Consider the following 21,175-nt stretch of genomic DNA (forward strand, 5'->3'; position numbering starts at 1 on the left):
GCACTCATCCACTTTGGGTTACCACATCATTACCGCCTGCTGAGGAAGGGCCGGAAGGGTGGGAGATCCCCAGGTCCACCCGGAAGGCGGATGATGAACGAGATCGCAGTCGTCGGTATGGCGTGCCGGCTGCCCGGCGCCTCCGAGCCCGGTGCGTTCTGGGAGTTGCTCGCCGCCGGTGGCAGCGGCCTGCGCACCGGCGCCGACGGCACGCGGGCGGGCCGCCTCGACGGCACCGGCGATTTCGACGCCGCGTTCTTCGGCATCTCGCCCCGCGAAGCGGCCGCCGTCGACCCGCAGCAGCGCCTGCTGCTCGAACTGGCCTGGGAGGGCCTCGAGGACGCCGGCATCATCCCGGCCACCCTCGCCGGCAGCCGCACCGCCGTCTACGTCGGCGCGCTGCGCGACGACTACGCCCACCTGGTGCGCCGGCACGGCGAGCAGGCCGTCACCCAGCACTCGATGACCGGGCTCAGCCGCGGAATCATCGCCAACCGGGTCTCCTACTTCCTTGACCTGCGCGGACCCAGCCTCACCGTTGACGCCGCGCAGGCCTCCTCACTGGTCGCCGTGCACTTGGCCGGCGAGAGCCTGCGCACCGGCGAGGCCGACCTCGCCCTCGCCGCCGGGATCAACCTGGCGCTGCTCGGCGACCACGTCACCGAACGGCGCTTCGGCGCGCTCTCCCCGGATGGCGAGAGCTACGCCTTCGACGCCCGGGCCAACGGCTTCGCCCCCGGCGAGGGCGCCGCGCTGGTCGTGCTCAAGCCCCTGACGAAGGCGCGGGCCGACGGCGACCGCGTCTACGGCGTCATCCGGGGCAGCGCCGTCAACCACGGCGGCGCGGCGCCGGCGCTGACCGTCCCTCGTGCCGACGCGCAGGCCGACCTGCTGCGCGCGGCGTACCGCCGGGCCGGCACCGACCCGCACCAGGTGCAGTACGTCGAGGCGCACGGCACCGGAACCCGGCTCGGCGACCCGATCGAGGCCCAGGCGCTTGGTGCCGCCCTGGGCGTCGGGCGCCCCGCCGCGCAGGCGCTGCGGATCGGCTCGGCGAAGACCAACGTCGGCCACCTGGAGGCCGCGGCCGGCGTCGTCGGACTGCTCAAGGTCCTGCTCGCGCTCTCCCACCGAGAGCTGCCGGCCAGCCGCAACTTCAGCGTGCCGAACCCCGACATCCCGTTCGCCGAGCTCGGCCTCGAAGTCCAGCAGCGACGCGGCCCGTGGCCGGACCCGACCCGACCGCTGGTCGGCGGCGTCAGCTCGTTCGGCATGGGCGGCGTCAACTGCCACGTCGTCCTGGCCGAGGCGCCCCCGACCCCCGAGCAGCCCGAGGGCCCGGTCCCGCCGGTGCTGCCCTGGGTGGTCACCGCGCGCGAGGACGCGCTGTGCGCGCAGGCGGCCCGGCTGCGTGACTGGCTGAACCGGGACGACCCGCCGCCACCCGCGGACGTCGCCCGGGCGCTCGCCGGCACCCGTACGGTCTTCGACCACCGCGCGGTCATCCTCGACGCCGACCCGGCCGCTCTCGACGCGGCGGCTGCCGGCCGCCCAGCGCCGAATCTGATCACCGGAGCCGTCGCGCCCGGACCCGTGGCGGCGGTCTTCAGCGGCCAGGGCAGCCAGCGCGCCGGCATGGGACGGCAGCTGTACGCGGCGTTCCCGCGCTTCGCCGAGGCATTCGACGAGATCGCCACCCACCTGGACCGGTTGCTGCCCCGGCCGCTGACCGACGTGATCGTCTCCGGGGACGGCCTCGACGACACCGGATTCACCCAGCCGGCGCTGTTCGCCGTCGAGGTCGCCCTCTACCGACTCGCCGAGTCCTGGGGAGTGCGCTTCGATCACGTGACCGGACACTCCATCGGCGAGATCGCCGCCGCGCACGTCGCCGGCGTGTTCACCCTGGCCGACGCGGCGACCCTGGTCACCGCCCGGGGGCGGCTCATGCAGGCCCTGCCGGCCGGCGGCGCGATGGTCGCCGTCGAGGCCACCGAGGACGAGGTGCGCCCGCGCCTGACCGCCGGCGTGGACCTCGCGGCGATCAACGGGCCGGCCGCCGTGGTCATCTCCGGCCCGGAACCGGCCGTCCTGGAACTCGCCGAGGCGTTCCGGGCCGCCGGGCACCGCACCCGCCGTCTGAGCGTCAGCCATGCCTTCCACTCGGCGCTGATGGAGCCGATGCTCCAGGAGTTCCACGCCGTCGTGGCCGGGCTGGATCCGCGCCCGCCCCGGATAACGTTGATCTCCACCGTTCACGGGCGGGCGTTGCGCGACGACGAGGCCACCGACCCCGGCTACTGGAGCACGCAGGTTCGCCGGCCGGTGCGCTTCCACGACGCGATCCGGGCGCTGGCGGCCGAGCACGTCGCTACCTACCTGGAGCTGGGCCCGGACGGGGTGTGCAGTGCGCTGATCGCGGCGGCCCTGCCCGAGGCGGGCGGCGCGTCCGCCGTACCGCTGCTGCGGGCGAACCGGAACGAACCACGGACCTTCACCACCGCGATTGCCCAGGCGTTCGTGCGGGGCGTGCCGGTGGACTGGGCGGCCGCCTGCGGCCCCGGCCCGCGAGCCGAGCTCCCGCCGTACGCGTTCCAGCGACGCCGGCACTGGTTCGACACCGTGAGCACCGCGCCGGTCGAAGCCGCGCCGCGGCACCCGGCGACCACCGACCTGGCGTCCCTGGTCCACGAGCACGCCGCAGCCGTGCTCGGCATCGCGCCGGGACAGCGGCTCGATCCGAACGCCACCTTCCGCGACCTCGGCTTCGACTCGCTGATGGGCGTCGAGCTGCGCGACGCCCTGGCCGCCGCGACCGGCCGGTCGCTGCCCGCGGCACTGATCTACGACCGGCCGACCATCGGCGACCTGGTGACCCACCTGGCCGAAGCCGGCGCCGACTCCGGTGGCACGGCGGCCGTGACGGCCGAGGGGACCGGCGACGACGGTGCCGTCGCCATCATCGGCATGGCCTGCCGCTACCCGGGCGGCGTCGCCTCCCCCGAGGACCTGTGGCGGCTGGTCGCCGACGGCGTTGACGCGGTCGGCGCGTTCCCGACCGACCGCGGCTGGGACGCCCACCTGCACGACCCCGACCCCGACCGGCCCGGCCGCAGCTACGTCGACCAGGGCGGCTTCCTCTACGACGCGGCGCTGTTCGACGCCGACTTCTTCGGCATCTCACCGCGGGAAGCGCTCGCCATGGACCCGCAGCAGCGGCTGCTGCTGGAGACCGCGTGGGAGGCGGCCGAACGCGCCGGGCTCGAACCGCGCTCGCTGCGCGGGACCCGTACCGGCGTGTACGTCGGCGGCACCCACCTCGACTACGGACCGCGCATGCACACCGCCGGCTCGGAGGTCGACGGGCACGTGCTGACCGGCACCACCGCCAGCGTGATGTCCGGGCGCATCGCCTACCAGCTGGGCCTGCACGGCCCGGCGGTCACGGTGGACACCGCTTGCTCGTCGTCGCTGGTCGCGCTGCACCTGGCGGTGCGTTCGGTACGGTCCGGCGAATCCACCCTCGCCTTCGCGGGCGGCGTCGCGGTGATGTCCGGCCCCGGCATGTTCGTCGAGTTCTCCCGGCAGCGGGGACTGGCGCCCGACGGCCGCAGCAAGTCGTTCGCCGCGGCCGCCGACGGCACCTCGTGGGCCGAGGGTGCCGGCCTGCTGCTCATCGAGCGGCTCGCCGACGCGCGCCGCCACGGTCACCGGGTCCTCGCCGTGATCCGGGGCAGCGCGGTCAACTCCGACGGCGCGTCCAACGGCCTGACCGCCCCCAGCGGCCCGGCCCAGGAGCGGGTGATCCGCGACGCGCTCACCGACGGCCGCCTGGACGCGACCGCTGTCGACGCCGTGGAGGCGCACGGCACCGGCACCCGCCTCGGCGACCCGATCGAGGCAGACGCGCTGCGGGCCACGTACGGGCAGGCCGGCCATCCGGTGTGGCTCGGCTCGCTGAAGTCGAACATCGGCCACACCCAGGCGGCCGCCGGTGTCGGCGGAGTCATCAAGATGGTGCAGGCGATGCGGCACCAGCGCCTGCCGCGAACCCTGCACGTGGACCGGCCCACCGACCATGTCGACTGGAACGCCGGCGGGGTTCGCCTGCTGACCGGGGACCGGGAATGGCCGCGCGGCGACCGGCCACGTCGCGCCGCAGTGTCGTCGTTCGGGGTCAGCGGCACCAACGCGCACGTCGTCCTCGAGGAGGGCGACGATCCGGGGCCGGGCGCTCCCGCGCCGGCCGGTCCGTACCCGCTTGCCTGGGCCGTCTCCGGGCGCACCGGTGCCGCCCTGACCGAGCAGGCCCGCCGCCTGCACGAGCGGCTGAGCGCCGCGCCGGAGACCGACCCGACCGCGGTCGCGCGGACGCTCACCACCGGACGGACCGCCTTCGAACGGCGCGCCGTCGTCCTCGGCACCGACCTCGAGGCCCTGCTCGGCGGGCTTGCGGCCGTGGCCGCGGGAAGCGCGCATCCGGACGTCGTCACCGGCGAGGCGCGGGTGTCCGCGCCGACGGCGCTGCTCTGCACCGGGCAGGGCGCGCAGTACCCCGGCATGAGCCGCGAGCTGTACGAGGCCGACCCGGTCTTCGCGGCCGCCTTCGACGAGGTGTGCGACGCCTTCGCACCGCATCTGGACCGGCCGCTGCGCGAGGTCGTGCACGCCGGGGAGGACATCGACCGGACGGATTGGACCCAGCCCGCCCTGTTCGCCGTCGAGGTCGCCGTGGCCCGGCTGCTGGAGCACCACGGGCTGCGGGCCGGCCTGCTCGCCGGGCACTCGATCGGTGAGCTGGCCGCCGCGTACCTGGCCGGGGTGTACTCGCTGCCCGACGCGGCCCGCCTGGTCACCGCCCGCGGCCGTGCCATGCGCGACGCCCGCGCGGGTGGCGCCATGGCGGCCATCGAGGCTGGTGCCGCCGAGGTCGAGCCGGAACTGAGCGCCGAGGTGAGCCTCGCGGCCGTCAACGCCCCCGACGCCGTGGTGGTCTCCGGCGACGCCGACGCGGTGACCGCGCTGGCCGAGCGCTGGGCCGCGCGCGGCCGCCGCACCCGGACGCTGGTCGTCAGCCACGCCTTCCACTCGGCGCACATGGACGGGGCGCTGGACGAGTTCCGGACCGTCGCCGAGCAGGTCACCTACCACCGGCCCCGGCTGCCGCTGATCTCCACGGTCACCGGGCGGCTCGCCGGGGAGGAGATCGCCACGGCGGAGTACTGGACCCGGCAGATCCGCGAGACGGTCCGCTTCGCCGACGCGGTGACCGCGCTCGTCGAGGCCGGTGCCGGGCTGCTGGTCGAAGTGGGTCCGGACGCGGTGCTCGCACCGCTCGCCGCGCGGACGCTGCCGCCGGACGTGACGGCGATCGCGGCGCTGCGTCGCGGGCACTCCGACACCCGGTCGGTGGCCGGGGCGCTGTCCCGGGCGCACGTCCACGGCGTACCGGTCGATCTCGACCTGCTCGCCCCCGGTGACGCGCGCGCCGACCTGCCCACCTACCCGTTCCAGCGGGAACGCTTCTGGCTGGCGCCGCAGGGTGGCGGCGACGTGCGCACCCTCGGCCTGATGCCCGCCGGGCATCCGCTGCTGGGCGCCCGCACCAGCATCGCCGGACGGGACGAGGTCGTGCTGTCCGGCCGGCTGTCGACGGACGAGCAGCCGTGGCTGGCCGACCACGTCGTCGGATCGGGGGCGCTGCTGCCCGCGGCGGCCTTCGCCGAGCTGGTACTGAGCGCCGGACTGACGTGTGGCGCCCCGCGCGTCGCGGAGCTGACGCTGGAGGCACCGCTGCGGCTGGACGCGCCGGTGCGCGTGCAGATCACCGTCGCCGCCCCGGCCGGCGACGGCAGCCGCGCGTTCACCGTGCACGCCGCGGCGGACACCGGCGGGGAGCAGTGGAGCCGGCATGCCACCGGCCTGCTCACCCCGGCCGTGCCGGAGCGGGCCGGACCGACCGGGGCGTGGCCGCCGCCGGGCTCGACCGCGGTACCGGTCGCCGACGTCTACGCCCGCCTCGCCGACGCCGGTTACCACTACGGTCCGGCCTTTCGCGGGCTGCGCGGTCTCTGGCACAACAGCGACGGTGCCTACGCCGAGGTCGGCCTGCCGGACGGGCTGCGCGACACCGCCGCCGGCTACGGCCTGCACCCGGTGCTGCTCGACTCGGCGCTGCACGCCCTGGTCTGGCAGCTCCTGTCCCGGCGAACCGGCGACGCGGACACCATCGACCTGCCGTTCGTGATCGCCGGTCTGCAGGTCGCGCGGCACGGCGCGGCCACGGCGCGGGTCCGGCTCACCCCGGCGGGGACGGACGCGGCCGGGTTGCGGCTCGTGGCCGCCGACGGGTCGCCGGTGGCCACGGTCGACGCCGTCACCGTACGACCGGTGACCGCCACCGACGCTCGCCTGCACACCATCGACTGGGTCGAGGTCAGCGCCGGGACCTCGCCGCCGATCCTGACTGTCGTGCCCATCGACGCGCCCGGTGAGCTGCCCGGACAGGCACACACCACGGCCCTCGACCTGGCCCGGCTGATCCGCGGGCGGCTGCCCGGCGACGAGCGGCTCGCCGTCGTCACCCGCAACGCCGTGCAGGTGTTGCCCGGCGAGGACGTCACCGGTCTCGGTGCCGCCACGGCGTGGGGCCTGGTGCGCTCGGTGCAGAGCGAGCATCCCGGCCGGGTCGTGCTGGTCGACCTGGACGAGGCGGCCGACGACCTCCAGCTGCGCCGGGCCCTGACCACCGGCGAACCGCAGGTCGCCGTCCGGGGCGGAAAGCTGCTCGCGCCCCGGCTCGTCCCGGCGGCGCCGGCCGGCGCCGTGAGCGGGCGGCTCGACCCGGCGGGGACGGTGCTCATCGTCGGCGGCACCGCCGGGCTCGGCGCCCGGTTCGCGCGCCATCTGGTCGCCGAGTACGGCGTACGCCACCTGCTGCTGCTCAGCCGCCGCGGCTCGGACACCCCCGGGCTGCCCGAGCTGGTCACCGAACTCGCCGCCCACGGTGTCCGGGTACGCGCGGTCGCGGCCGACGCGGCGGACCGCACCCAACTCGCCCGCGTGCTGGACGAGATCCCCGCCGAGCACCCCCTGACCGGTGTCCTGCACACCGCCGGCGTGCTCGCCGACGCGACCGTCGCCACCCTCACCGACGAGCAGATCACCACCGTGCTGCGTCCGAAGATCGACGCGGCCTGGCACCTGCACGAGCTCACCCGGGACCGTCCACCGGCGCTGTTCGTGCTCTTCTCCTCGGTCTCCGGCCTGGTCGGCACACCCGGGCAGGCCAACTACGCGGCCGCGAACACCTTCCTGGACGCGCTCGCCGCCCACCGGCGTGCCGCCGGGATGCCGGCGCTGTCGCTGGCCTGGGGGCTGTGGGACGGCACCGCCGGGATGGGCGCCGGCCTCGGCGAGGACGACCTCGCCCGCTGGCGCCGGGCCGGCTTCGCCCCGCTCGGCGCCGCCGACGGCCTCGTCCTGTTCGATGCCGCGATCAGCGCCGACGCGGCCCTGATCGCGCCGGCCCGATACCAACCGCGACCCGTCGCGCAGGTTGCCGTCTCGCTCGACGATGACCGGGTCGTGGAATTCGACGAAAGCCGGACGCTGGAGCTGGTGCGTGCGGCCACCGCCACCGTCCTGGGACACCGCGGCACCGACCGGGTCGACCCGCGGCGGGCATTCCGTGAACTCGGCCTGGACTCCCTGGGCGGCGTGGAGCTGCGGAACCAGCTCGGCGCCGCGACCGGACTGCGCCTGCCGGCCACCGTGGTCTTCGACCACCCCACCCCGGAGGCGCTCGCGGCCCATCTGAGCGCCCAGTTCGGTGCTGGCGCCGACGAGAGCGCGCCGGTCGTTCCGGCGGTCGCGAAGGTCTCCGACGAGCCGGTCGCGATCGTGGGGATGGCCTGCCGGTTTCCGGGTGGGGTGGGCTCGCCGGAAGAGTTGTGGCGGCTGGTGACCGAGGAGATCGACGCGGTCGGGGAGTTTCCGGTCAACCGGGGCTGGGATGTGGAGTCGTTGTACGACCCGGATCCGGACCACGCGGGGACGTCGATCACGAGGCAGGGCGGTTTCCTGTACGACGCCGACCGCTTCGACGCCGAGTTCTTCGGCATGTCCCCCCGCGAGGCCACCGCCACCGACCCGCAGCAACGGCTGCTGCTGGAGACGACCTGGGAGCTGTTCGAGGACGCCGGGATCGACCCGGCGACGCTGCGCGGCTCGAACACCGGCGTCTTCACCGGCGCCATGTACGACGACTACGCGGCCGGCCGCCGCAGCGCCCCACCGGAGTTCGAAGGCTTCCTGCTCACTGGAAACCTCTCCAGCGTCGTGTCCGGGCGGGTGGCGTACACCTTTGGTTTTGAGGGCCCGGCGGTGACGGTTGATACGGCGTGTTCGTCGTCGTTGGTGGCTTTGCATTTCGGCGTTTCGGCGTTGGGGCGTGGTGAGTGTGATCTGGCGGTGGTCGGTGGGGTGACGGTCATGTCGTCGCCGAACACGTTTGTGGAGTTTTCCCGGCAGCGTGGTCTGGCGGTCGATGGGCGGTGTCGTTCTTTCGCTGATGGTGCGGGGGGTACGGGTTGGGCCGAGGGTGTGGGGTTGTTGTTGGTTCAGCGGTTGTCGGATGCGGTTGCTACTGGTCGTCGGGTTTTGGCTGTGGTTCGTGGTTCGGCGGTGAATCAGGATGGCGCGTCTAACGGATTGACGGCACCGAGTGCTCCTGCGCAGGAGCGGGTGATTGGTCGGGCGTTGGCGGCTGCTGGTTTGTCGGTGGCGGATGTTGATGTGGTGGAGGGTCATGGGACGGGGACTCGGCTTGGTGATCCGATTGAGGTCGGGGCGTTGCAAGCGACTTATGGTCGTTCGCGCGATGGGGTGTGGCTGGGTTCGTTGAAGTCGAACATTGGTCATGCGCAGGCGGCGGCGGGCGTCGGTGGTGTGATCAAGATGGTTCAGGCGATGCGGTACGGGGTGATGCCGCGTTCGTTGCACAGCGAGACGCCGTCGTCGGAGGTTGACTGGGATGCCGGTGGGGTGCGCTTGTTGTCGCAGGCCCGGTCGTGGCCTGTCGAGGACCGTCCGCGGCGGGCGGCGGTGTCGTCGTTTGGAATCAGCGGCACGAACGCGCATGTCATTGTGGAGCAGGGTCCGGTGGTCGAGCCGGTCGCGCGGCGGCGGTCGCCGGTTGTGCCGTGGGTGTTCTCGGCTCGTGATGAACCGGGGTTGCGGCGTCAGCTGGCCCGGTTGAGCGAGCACCTGACCCGGTATCCGGATACGGACCCCGTCGACGTCGGCTACACCCTCGCCACCCGGCCCCTGCTGGAGTACCGGGCCGCCGTCGTCGGTGACGACCCCCTCGCCGGGCTCGACGCGCTGGCCACCGGCACGCCGCACCCGGCGGTGCTGCCCGCGCGTGCCGTCCGCGACACCGGCGCCCGCACCGCGTTCCTGTTCACCGGGCAGGGCAGCCAGCGCCTCGACATGGGCCGCGAGCTGCACGAGACCAGTTCCGAATTCGCCCGCGCCTTCGACGAGATCTGCGACCTGCTCGACCCGCACCTGCCCCGGCCGATGCGCCAGGTCCTGTGGGCCGAGCCCGGCTCTGCCGACTCGGCCCTGCTCGATCAGACCGCGTACACGCAGGCCGCGCTCTTCGCCGTTGAGGTCGCCCTCTACCGGTTGGTCGAGCACCACGGCGTACGCCCGGACTACCTGCTCGGCCACTCCATAGGCGAGGTGAGCGCCGCCCACGTCGCCGGTCTGTGGGACCTGCCCGGCGCCTGCGCGGTCGTGGCCGCCCGCGGCCGGCTCATGCAGGCTGCCCGTGAAGGCGGCGTGATGATCGCCGCCCGCGCCAGTGAGGATCAGGTCCGCGCCGACGTGCGCCGCCTCGGACTGGACGAGGCGCTCGCGGTCGCCGCGGTCAACGGCCCGCAGGCCACCGTCGTCTCCGGCGACGCTCCGGCGGCCGACCGCCTCGCCGCGTGGTGGGACGAGCAGGGCGTCGCCCGCCGGCTGCTGACGGTCAGCCACGCGTTCCACTCCCCGCACATGGACGTCGTGCTGGACGACTTCCTCGCCGCGCTGGCGAAGGTGGACTTCCACCAGCCGCGCATCCCGATCGTCTCCAACCTGACCGGGGAACTCGCCGACCCGGACGAGCTGCGCGAGCCGGGCTACTGGGTCCGGCACATCCGCGAGACGGTGCGCTTTTTCGACGGCGTACGCCAGCTCGACGCCCTCGGCGTCGGCCGCTACCTGGAGATCGGCCCGGGTGGGACCCTGGCCGCCCTGGTCCAGCAGTGCCTGCCGGCGGACCGGGACGCCACCTGTGCCGCGCTGCTGCCGCCCGGCCGGCCCGAGCCGCACGGGATCGCCGCCGGGCTCACCCAGCTGCGCCTGCACGGCGCGACCTGGGACCCGGCTGCGGTGTTCCCCGGCGGGCGACACACCGACCTGCCGACGTACAGCTTCAAGGCCGACCGCTACTGGCTCCCGGCGCCGCCCGCCGACACCGACGGCGGGTTCGGCCACCCGCTGCTGCACACCGGCACCGAGCTGGCCGGCCGGCACGGCATGGTCTTCACCGGCAGCGCCGCCGCGACCGGTTGGCTCGCCGATCACCGGGTCGGCGACGCGGTCCTGATCCCCGGCACCGCCGTGCTGGAGATGCTGCTGCGCGCCGGCCGCGAGACCGGCTGCCCGAGAGTCGCCGACCTGACCGTCACCGCGCCCCTGGTGGTACCGGACGACGGCACGCTGCGGTTGCAGGTGCTGATCGCCGCGCCGGACGATCGCGGGAACCGCGCCGCCGAGGTGCACGCCCGCGCCGGCGAGCAGGACGAATGGGCCTCGCACGCGACGGCGACGCTCGCCCCGGGCGAGGACGACGACCCCGCCGTCGACGCGATCGAGTGGCCGCCGGCCGCCACCGAGGTCGACCTGGCCGGCGCCTACGAGCGGCTCGCCGGACACGGCTACCGGTACGGGCCGGCGTTCCAGGGCCTGCGTCGGGTGTGGACCGCCGGTGACGACCTGTACGCCGAGGTCGAGCAAGAGGACGACGCCGGGTTTCTGCTGCACCCCGCCCTGCTCGACGCCGGCCTGCATGCCCTGCTTCCCGGGGTCGCGGCCGACGACCGGCCGGCCGTCGTGCCGTTCAGCTGGGCGGGCGTGCGGCTGTACCGGACCGGAGCCCGCAAGCTGCGCGTACGGTTGACCCGTACCGGCCCGGACACCGTCGCGGTCGCCGCCGCCGACGAGTTCGGTACGCCCGTGCTGCGTGTCGAGGCGCTGAGCCTGCGGCCCCTGGCCGGCGCGATGCCGCACGACCCGCTGCTGACGGTCTCCTGGGTTCCCGCCGCCTCCGAGCCCGGCACCACGGTGGACGTGTACGAGGTCACCGGCACCGACCCCGGCGACGTCGTCCGCGACACGCTGCACCGGGTACGGCGGTGGCTGGCCGATGAGAGCACTGCCGAGCGCCGCCTCGCCGTGGTCACCCGCCGGGCGGCCGGTCCCGTCCACGCCGGGGTGTGGGGGCTCATCCGCACGGCCCAGACCGAGCACCCGGGCCGGTTCGTCCTGCTCGACGTCGACCACGACGACCCCGTGTCGCCGCCCGCGCTGCCCACGACGGAGCAGCAGTTCGCCGTACGTGACGGACAACTCCTCGTGCCCCGGCTGGTCCGGGCCACCGGCACACCGGGCGCGGCGCCCGACTGGGCGGCCGGAACCGTGCTGCTCACCGGCGCGACCGGCACGCTCGGCCGGATCCTGGCCCGCCACCTGGTCACCCGGCACGGCGCCCGCGACCTGTTGCTGCTCAGCCGCCGCGGCGAGACCGCACCGGGCGCCGCCGAACTGCGCGACGAGCTGACCGCCGCCGGCGCGCGGGTGACCTTCGCCGCGTGCGACGTCACCGACCGCGCCGCCCTGGCCGCCGTCCTGGCCGTCCACCCGGTGCGGGCCGTCGTGCACGCCGCCGGCGTGGTGGCCGACGGCGTGCTGACCGGGCTGACCGACGAGCAGGTCAACCGCGTCCTCGCCGCCAAGATCGACGCCGCCCGGAACCTGCACGAGCTGACCCGTGAGCGCGAGTTGGAGGCGTTCGTCCTCTACTCCTCGGTCGCCGGGCTCTTCGGCACCGCCGGGCAGGCCGCCTACGCGGCCGGCAACACGTACCTGGACGCCCTCGCCGCCGCCCGCCACGCCGCCGGACTGCCCGGCACCTCCCTCGCCTGGGGGCTGTGGGCGCAGACCAGCGAACTGAGCGGGCACCTCGGCGACGCCGACCGGCAACGCCTCGCCCGCCTCGGCCTACGCCCGGTCGCCACGGAAGCGGCGATGGTGATGTTCGACGCGGCGACCGCCGGCACCGAGCCGCTGTACGCGCTCACCGGCCTCGACCTGGCCGCCGTCCGCGCCACCGGTGCCGTTCCACCGCTGCTGCGCGCGCTCATGCCGGCCGCCAGCTCCCGCCCGGCCGGGACCGGCGAACCGGCCGCTGCTCGGCTCGGCGCGCTGCCCGCAGCCGAACGCCGTCCCGCCCTGCTGCGCCTGGTCCGCGGGCAGGCTGCCGCCGTGCTGGGCTACGCCGATCAGCAGGCCCTGGCCGAGGACCGGGTTTTGCAGGAGTTCGGCCTGGACTCGCTGACCGCGGTTGAGCTGCGCAACCGGATCGGTGCCGCGATCGGCACGCAACTGCCGGCCGGGGTGGTCTTCGACCATCCGAGCGTCGGCGCCCTCGCCGCCTACCTCGACCGGATCGTCGCTCCGGACCCGCGGGCCGCCGCGCGGGCGCTGCTGGCCGATCTGGACCGGATCGGCGAGAACCTGGCGGCGGCGGTCGAGGTGGGGGACGCCGCCGATCTCGCCGCACGGCTCCACGCCCTGCTCAAGATCGTCCAACCCGGTGCCGGACCGGCCGGTGCCGACCTGGCGGCCGCCAGCGACGAAGAACTGTTCGCGCTCGTCGACGAGTCCGAGTGATCGCCGACCTGGAAAGTGGGTGGCCCCATGGCTGACGAAGAGAAGCTTCGCGAATACCTCAAGCGTGCGATCGCCGATGCGCGCGACGTACGCCAGCGTCTGCAACAGGTGCAGGACAGCCAGCAGGAGCCGATCGCCGTGGTCGGCATGGCCTGCCGCTATCCGGGCGGGGTGCGCACCCCCGAGCAGCTGTGGCGCCTGGTCGCCGACGGCGTCGACGCGGTCGGCGGGTTCCCGGACAATCGGGGCTGGGACCTGCGGCGGCTCTACCACCCCGACCCCGACCACGTGGGCACCTCCATCACCCGCGAGGGCGGCTTCCTGCACGACGCCGACCTGTTCGACGTGGACTTCTTCGGGATGTCGCCGCGCGAGGCCCTCGCCACCGACCCGCAGCAGCGGCTGCTGCTGGAGACGGCGTGGGAGACGTTCGAGGACGCCGGGGTCGACCCGGCGACGCTGCGGGGCACTGCCACCGGCGTGTTCGCCGGCGCCATGTACAGCGACTACGGCACCCGGCCCGGCCTGCCGCCGGACGAGTTCCAGGGCTACCTGTTCAGTGGCAGCGCCGGCAGCATCGCCGCCGGGCGGCTCGCCTACACGTACGGGCTGGAGGGCCCCGCCGTCGCCGTCGACACCGCCTGCTCGTCGTCGCTGGTCGCGCTGCACCTCGCCGCCTCCGCGCTGCGCCGCGGCGAGTGCGACCTGGCCCTGGCCGGCGGCGTGACCGTCATGTCGACCCCGGTCGCGTTCATCGAGTTCTCCCGGCTTCGCGGCCTGTCCACCGACGGCCGGTGCCGCTCGTACTCCGCCGCGGCCGACGGCACCGGCTGGGCCGAAGGCGTCGGCCTGCTGCTGGTGCAGCGGCTGTCCGATGCGATCCGCGACGGCCGCCGGGTGCTGGCCGTGCTCCGCGGCACCGCGGTCAACGCCGACGGCGCCTCCAACGGCCTGACCGCCCCGAACGGCCCCGCCCAGGAGCGCGTCATCCGCCGCGCCCTGGACGCGGCGGGCCTGCGCCCGGCCGACGTCGACGTGGTCGAGGGACACGGGACCGGCACCCGGCTCGGCGACCCGATCGAGGTCGAGGCGCTGCAAGCCACCTACGGCCAGGCCGGGCGGCCGGTCTGGCTCGGCTCGCTCAAGTCCAACATCGGGCACTCCCAGGCCGCCGCCGGGGTCGGCGGGGTCATCAAAATGGTGCAGGCCATGCGGTACGGCGTCATGCCGCGCACCCTGCACGCCGACGAGCCGACCCCGCACGTCGCCTGGGACAGTGGCGGTGTCACGCTGCTGCGCGAGGCCCGGGACTGGCCCGCGACCGACGGGGTGCGCCGCGCGGCGGTCTCGTCGTTCGGCTTCGGTGGCACCAACGCGCACGTCGTCCTCGAACACACCGTGCCGCAGCCGGTCACCCCGCCACCCGCTCCGCCGGTGGTGCCGTGGCTGATCTCCGCGCACGACGCGGCCGGACTGCGGGCGCAGGCCGAGCAGCTGGCCGGGTTCGCCCAGGCCCACCCCGAGGCCAGCGTCGCCGACATCGGCCGTACTCTCGCCGCTCGTCCCGCTCTGCCGACCCGCGCGGTGATCACCGCGACCAGCCGGGGGGAGCTGCGCGCCGCGCTCGCGGCCGCCGAACCGGCCCCGGCCGCCGCCGGTGGCGCGCTCGCCGTCATGTTCACCGGGCAGGGCGCGCAGCGGGCCGGAATGGGCAGCGAACTTCGCGCGGCCTTCCCGGTCTTCCGGGACGCGTACGACGCGGCCTGCGCGGAGCTGGACCGCTGGCTGCCGCGCCCGGTACGCCCGGTCATCGAGTCCGGCGACGGGCTGGAACAGACCGGCTTCACCCAGCCGGCGCTGTTCGCCTTCGAGGTCGCACTGTTCCGACTGCTCGCCTCCTGGGGGCTGCGTCCGGACTTCGTCGTGGGCCACTCGATCGGCGAACTCGCCGCCGCCCACGTCGCGGGTGTGCTCACGCTGCCCGACGCGGCCCGGCTCGTCGTCGCCCGCGGCACCCTGATGCAGGCCCTGCCACCGGGCGGCGTGATGGTCGCGATCCAGGCCAGCGAGGACGAGCTGCGCCCGACGCTGCCCGACGGCGTCGACGTCGCCGCGATCAACGCCGACGACGCGGTGGTGATCTCCGGTGCTGAGGGGGCCGCCGCCCGGGTGGAGGCGCTGTGGCGCGGCCGCGGCCGGCGCACCCGCCGCCTGACGGTCTCGCACGCCTTCCACTCGGCCCGGATGGACCCGATGCTGGACGCCCTGCGCGAGCAGGCGAACACCTTGACGTACGCCGTACCGAAGCTCGCCGCCGTCTCCACGGTCAGCGGCGCCCCGGTCCGCGACGAATGGCAGCGACCCGGCTACTGGTCCGGGCAGGTCCGCGCCACCGTCCGGTTCGCCGACGCCGTACGCAAGCTGCGCGAACTCGGCGTGACCACCTTCGTCGAGATCGGACCGACCGCGGTGCTGTCCGCCCTGGTCGACGGCGCGGTCCCGGCCTGCCGCGCCGACCGCCCCGAGGTCCCGGCCGTCGTCGGCGCGCTGACCGACCTGTGGAAACGTGGCGTGCCGGTCGACTTCTCCAGCTACTTCCCGGGCGGCACCGGCCCACACGTCGACCTGCCCCGGTACGCGTTCGCCCGCCAGCGCTACTGGCTCAGCCCGCGTACCGCCGTCCCGGACGCCGCCGCGCTGGGACAGTCCGCGACCGGGCACCCGCTGCTGGGCGCCGCCGTCCGCCCGGCCGGCGCCGGCGACCTGCTGCTGACCGGGCACCTCGACACCGACACCCAGCCCTGGCTCGCCGACCACACGCTGAACGGTCAGGTGATCGTCCCGGGCACGGCGCTGCTGGAAATGGCGCGGCGTGCCGCCGACGAGGCCGGCGCCACCGGCATCGCGGAGCTCACCCTGCTCACACCGCTGACGGTGCCACCGCGGGCCGGCGTCGACGTGCAGGTGGCGGTCCGCGCCGCCGACCAGCGCGTCGACATCCACGCCGCCACCGACGGCACCTGGTACCCGGTGGCCACCGGGCAGCTCACCGAGACGCCGGCCGAACCCGTCGAGTACCTGCGCGAGTGGCCGCCCGCCGGCGCCACCGAGCTGGACCTGACCGGCACCTACGAGCGGCTTCGCGACTACGGCTACGGCTACGGCCCGCGCCTGCGCGGCCTGCGGCGGCTGTGGCATCGCGACGACGAGCTGTTCGCCGAGGTGAGTGGCGTCGACTCGGGCGACTTCGCCCTGCACCCGGCACTGCTCGACGCCGCCCTGCACGCGCTGCTGCCCGGTGTGGCCGGGGAGGCGCCAGCCCGGATGCCGTTCAGCTGGGCCGGCGTACGCTTCCGGCCCGGCGCGACGACCACCGCGCGGGTCCGGCTCACCCCGGCGGGCGCCGACACGTACGCCCTGCTCGTCGCCGACAGCGCGGGCACCCCGCTGGCCGGGGTCGACGCCGTCGCGCTGCGCCCGCTGTCCACCTCCGGCGCCCCGGCGCCGGCGGCCGACCTGCTGCCCCTGCGTTGGCGCCCGGCAGCCGCCGGGAATCCGCGACCCGGCACGAGCTGGGCGACGCTGCACGCCCCGTCCGACCTGGCCGCGTTGGCCGCCGAACCGCCGGACGTCGTGCTCGCCCCCGTGCCCGGCCCACCGCCGGACGGCGACCTGCCCGCCGCCGTGCGCGCCGCCACCGCGCACGTGCTCACCCTGGTCCGCGACTGGCTCGCCGAGGACCGGTTCACCGCCACCCGGTTGGTCGTGCTGACCCGCGGTGCGGTCGCCACCGCACCCGGCGAAGCACCCTCGCTGATCCACGCCGCCGTCTGGGGCCTGCTGCGCTCGGCGCAGAGCGAGCACCCGGACCGGATCACGCTCGTGGACGCCGACGTGCCCGGCACCCCGGAGTTGCTGGCGGCCGCCGTCGCGGCCGGCGAACCACAGCTCGCGATCCGCGATGGCGTGCTCTTCGTCCCGCGCCTGGTCCCGGCCGTCCCGGTCGCCCCGGCCGGCACCGCGCCGCGCTTCGACGGGACCATCCTGATCACCGGCGGCGGCGGGACGCTCGCCCGCGCGCTGGCCCGCCACCTGGTGCACCAGCACGGTGCCCGGGATCTGCTGCTGCTCAGCCGCCGCGGCGAGACGCCGCCCGGCGCCGAGTTACGCGACGAGCTCGCCGCCGCCGGCGCGCGGGTCACCTTCGCCGCCTGCGACGTGACCGACCGCGCCGCCCTCGAAGCGGTCCTGGCTGACCATCCGGTACGTGCCGTCGTGCACACCGCCGGGATCACCGACGACGGCGTGCTGACCGCCCTCGACCCGGCCCGCCTCGACCGGACGCTGCGACCCAAGATCGACGGTGCGTGGCACCTGCACGAGCTCACCCGGGACCTGTCCGCGTTCGTGCTGTACTCCTCCCTCGCCGGCCTGGTGGGCACACCGGGGCAGGCCAACTACGCGGCCGGCAACACCTTCCTGGACGCGCTCGCCGCGCACCGGCGGGCCGCCGGGCTGCCCGCCGTCTCCCTGGCCTGGGGGCTGTGGGAGGCCGACAGCGTGCTGACCGGACACCTGTCCGCGACCGACCGCGGCCGCCTGACCCGGCTCGGCCTGCGGCCGCTGTCCACCGCAGCCGGGCTGGCCCTGTTCGACCAGGCCATCGCCGGCACCGAACCGGTGTACGCGGCGACCCGCCTGGACCGGTCCGCGCTGGACGCCGCCGACGCCTCGCCGCTGCTGCGGGAGCTGGTGCCGCGTCGCCGTCGCCCGGCGGCACCGCCGAAGCCGAACCGGGCCACCTCCGACCTGGTCCGCGCCACGCTCGCCGCCGTGCTCGGCCACGCCGACCCCACGGCCATCCCGACCGACCGTCCGTTGCAGGAACTCGGGCTCGACTCGCTGACCGCGGTCGAGCTGCGCAACCAGCTCGGCGCCGCGACCGGGCTGCGCCTGCCCGCCACGCTCGCCTTCGACCACCCCACCGTCGAGCGGCTGACCGCGTACCTGTCCGCCCAACTCGGCGGCGACCCGGCCGAGGCGCCGTCCGCCGAGCGGATGCGCGCCGAGGCGGACGAGCCAATCGCGATCGTGGGAATGGCCTGCCGGTTTCCGGGTGGGGTGGGCTCGCCGGAGCAGTTGTGGCGGCTGGTGGCCGATGAGGTCGACGCGGTCGGGGAGTTCCCGGCCAACCGCGGCTGGGACCTGGAGTCGCTGTACGACCCGGACCCGGCCCACCCGGGCACGTCGATCACGAGGCACGGCGGTTTCCTGTACGACGCCGACCGCTTCGACGCCGACTTCTTCCGCCTGTCGCCGAAGGAGGCCCTCGCCACCGACCCGCAGCAACGGCTCGTGCTGGAGACGACCTGGGAGCTGTTCGAGGACGCCGGCGTCGACCCGGCGACCCTGCGCGGCTCCAACACCGGCGTGTTCACCGGCGCGATGTACAGCGACTACGGCGCACGGGTCCGCGAGGTGCCCCCGGAGTTGGAGGGCTACCTCGCCGGCGGCAGCGCGAGCAGCGTCGTGTCGGGGCGGGTGGCGTACACGTTCGGTCTCGAGGGTCCGGCGGTGACGGTCGACACCGCGTGTTCGTCGTCTTTGGTGGCCCTGCACTGGGCGGTGTCCGCTCTGCAGCGCGGTGAGTGTGATCTGGCGGTTACGGGTGGGGTGACGGTGATGTCGTCGCCGAACACGTTTGTGGAGTTCTCTCGGCAGCGCGGCTTGGCAGTGGATGGCCGGTGCCGTTCCTATGCCGATGACGCGCAGGGTACTGGCTGGTCCGAGGGTGTCGGGTTGCTGTTGGTCCAGCGGTTGTCGGACGCGGTCGCTTCCGGTCGTCAGATCCTCGCTGTGGTGCGTGGTTCGGCCGTGAATCAGGATGGCGCGTCGAACGGGCTGACCGCGCCGAGTGGCCCTGCGCAGGAGCGGGTGATCGGCCAGGCTCTGGCGACCGCTGGCCTGACGGTGACGGATGTTGACGTGGTGGAGGGTCATGGCACGGGTACCCGGCTCGGCGATCCGATTGAGGTTCAGGCGTTGCAGGCGACCTACGGTCGTTCCGGGCGTCCGGTCTGGTTGGGTTCGCTGAAGTCGAACATCGGCCACGCGCAGGCGGCGGCGGGGGTCGGTGGTGTGATCAAAATGGTTCAGGCGATGCGGTACGGGGTGATGCCGCGTTCGTTGCACAGCGAGACGCCGTCGTCGGAGATTGACTGGGATGCCTCGGGAGTGCGTCTGTTGTCGCAGGTCCAGTCGTGGCCTGTCGAGGACCGTCCACGGCGTGCGGCGGTGTCGTCGTTCGGGATCAGCGGCACGAACGCGCACGTCATCCTGGAACAGGGCCCGACAACCGGGCCGACTGCGAAGCAGACACCGCCGGTCCTGCCGTGGGTGCTCTCCGCCCGCGACGAGCCGGCGCTGCGGCGCCAGCTCGCCCGGCTGCGCGAGCACCTGACCCAGCACCCCGGCACGGACCTCGCCGACGTCGGCTACACCCTCGCCACCCGCGCGGCGCTCCCGGTCCGCACGGTCGTGATCGGCACCGATGTCGAGCACGCCGTGCCCGTCACCGCCGGCACCGGTGGCCTTGCGATCCTCTTCACCGGGCAGGGCGCGCAGCGGGTCGGCATGGGCGCCGGGTTGCGGTCCGCTTTCCCGATCTTCCGGACGACCTACAACGAGATCTGCGACATCTTCGACCGCCTGCTGCCCACCTCGCTGAGCGCCGCCATCGACAGCGGCGCCGGACTCGACGAGACGGGACTGACCCAGCCCGCCCTGTTCGCGTTCGAGGTTGCCCAGTTCCGCCTGCTGGAGTCCTGGGGCGTACGGCCGGACGCGCTCGCCGGGCACTCGATCGGCGAACTGGTCGCCGCGCACGTCGCCGGCGTGCTGTCGTTGCCGGACGCCTGCGTGCTGGTGGCCGCCCGCAGCGGACTCATGCAGGCGCTGCCCGCGGGCGGGGCGATGGCCGCCGTGCAGGCCACCGAGGCCGAGATCGGCGACGAGATCGACATCGCCGCCGTCAACGCCGACGACTCGGTGGTGATCTCCGGCGACGAGCAGATCGTGGCGGCGGTGGTGGCCCGGTGGGCGGGTCGGGGCCGGCGCACCCGGCGGCTCACCGTGTCGCACGCGTTCCACTCGGTCCGGATGGAGCCCATGCAGCCGGAGTTCCGCAAACAGGCCGAGATGGTCGACTACGCCGGACTGACGATCCCGGCGGTGTCGACGGTGACCGGCAACGCCGTGCAGGACGAGTGGAGCGACCCGGACTACTGGACCCGGCAGATCCGGGCCACCGTCCGGTTCTCCGACGCCGTACGCACCCTGCGCGACCAGGGCATCGGTGTGTTCCTCGAGGTCGGGCCGGACGCGGCGCTCTCGGCGTTGGTCGACGGCGCGGTGCCGGCCGGCCGCCGCGACCGCGACGAGGTGACGACGCTGCTCGACGCGCTGGCGACGGTGTGGTCACGTGGCGCGGCCGTGGACTGGTCCGCCTACTTCGCCGGCAGCGGCGCCACCCGCATCGACCTGCCCCGGTACGCGTTCGACCACGACCGTGCCTACTGGCTGGCCACCGGCACCGCCCGTACGCCGGAACCTCAGTCGGCGCCCACCGAGCCGGCCCCGACGCTCGCCACCACCCTGGCCGGGCTGGATCACGCGGACCGCGAGCGGGCCGTGCGTGACCTGGTGCTGCGCCACAGCGCCGAGGCGCTCGGCCACACCGGCGACACGGCCATCCCGGCCGACCGACCGTTCCAGGAGACCGGCATGACCTCGATGACCGCCGTCCAGTTGCGCGACCGGCTCCGCGCCGCCACCGGCCTGGAACTGGCCGCCACGGTCGTCTTCGAGCACCCGACCCCGGCCGCGCTCGCCGCGCACCTGCTCACCCTGCTGCCCGCCGGCGTGCCTGACGCTGACCTGCCGAGCCTGCTCGACCAGCTCGAAGCGGCCCTGACCGGCCGGACACCCGGCGACCCGGCGCTGGCCCCGGCCGGTGCCCGGCTGCGGGCCGTCCTGGACCGGCTCACCGGCGCCCCCGCGGCCAGCGGACCCGACCCGAGCGCCCGGATCGCCGATGCCAGCACCGACGAGATCTTCCACCTGATCGACACCGAGCTCGGCCGCCGAGCCGGCTGACCCGAGGACGGGACCGCAC

2 protein-coding genes are annotated in these 21,175 nt (G+C 74.6%); both read left to right on the plus strand.

The window, feature by feature from the left end; translation table 11 throughout:
• Positions 1-93 precede the first annotated feature (93 nt).
• Positions 94-13,002 (plus strand): type I polyketide synthase, encoded by a 12,909-nt coding sequence (locus AB0B57_RS25260; RefSeq protein WP_357074556.1) that lies wholly within the window; start codon positions 94-96, stop codon positions 13,000-13,002.
• 27 nt (positions 13,003-13,029) lie between these two features.
• Positions 13,030-21,156 (plus strand): type I polyketide synthase, encoded by an 8,127-nt coding sequence (locus AB0B57_RS25265; protein WP_357074559.1) that lies wholly within the window; start codon positions 13,030-13,032, stop codon positions 21,154-21,156.
• Positions 21,157-21,175: the final 19 nt, after the last annotated feature.

This window comes from Micromonospora sp. NPDC049101 (assembly GCF_040648675.1).
Classification (GTDB): Bacteria; Actinomycetota; Actinomycetes; order Mycobacteriales; family Micromonosporaceae; genus Micromonospora.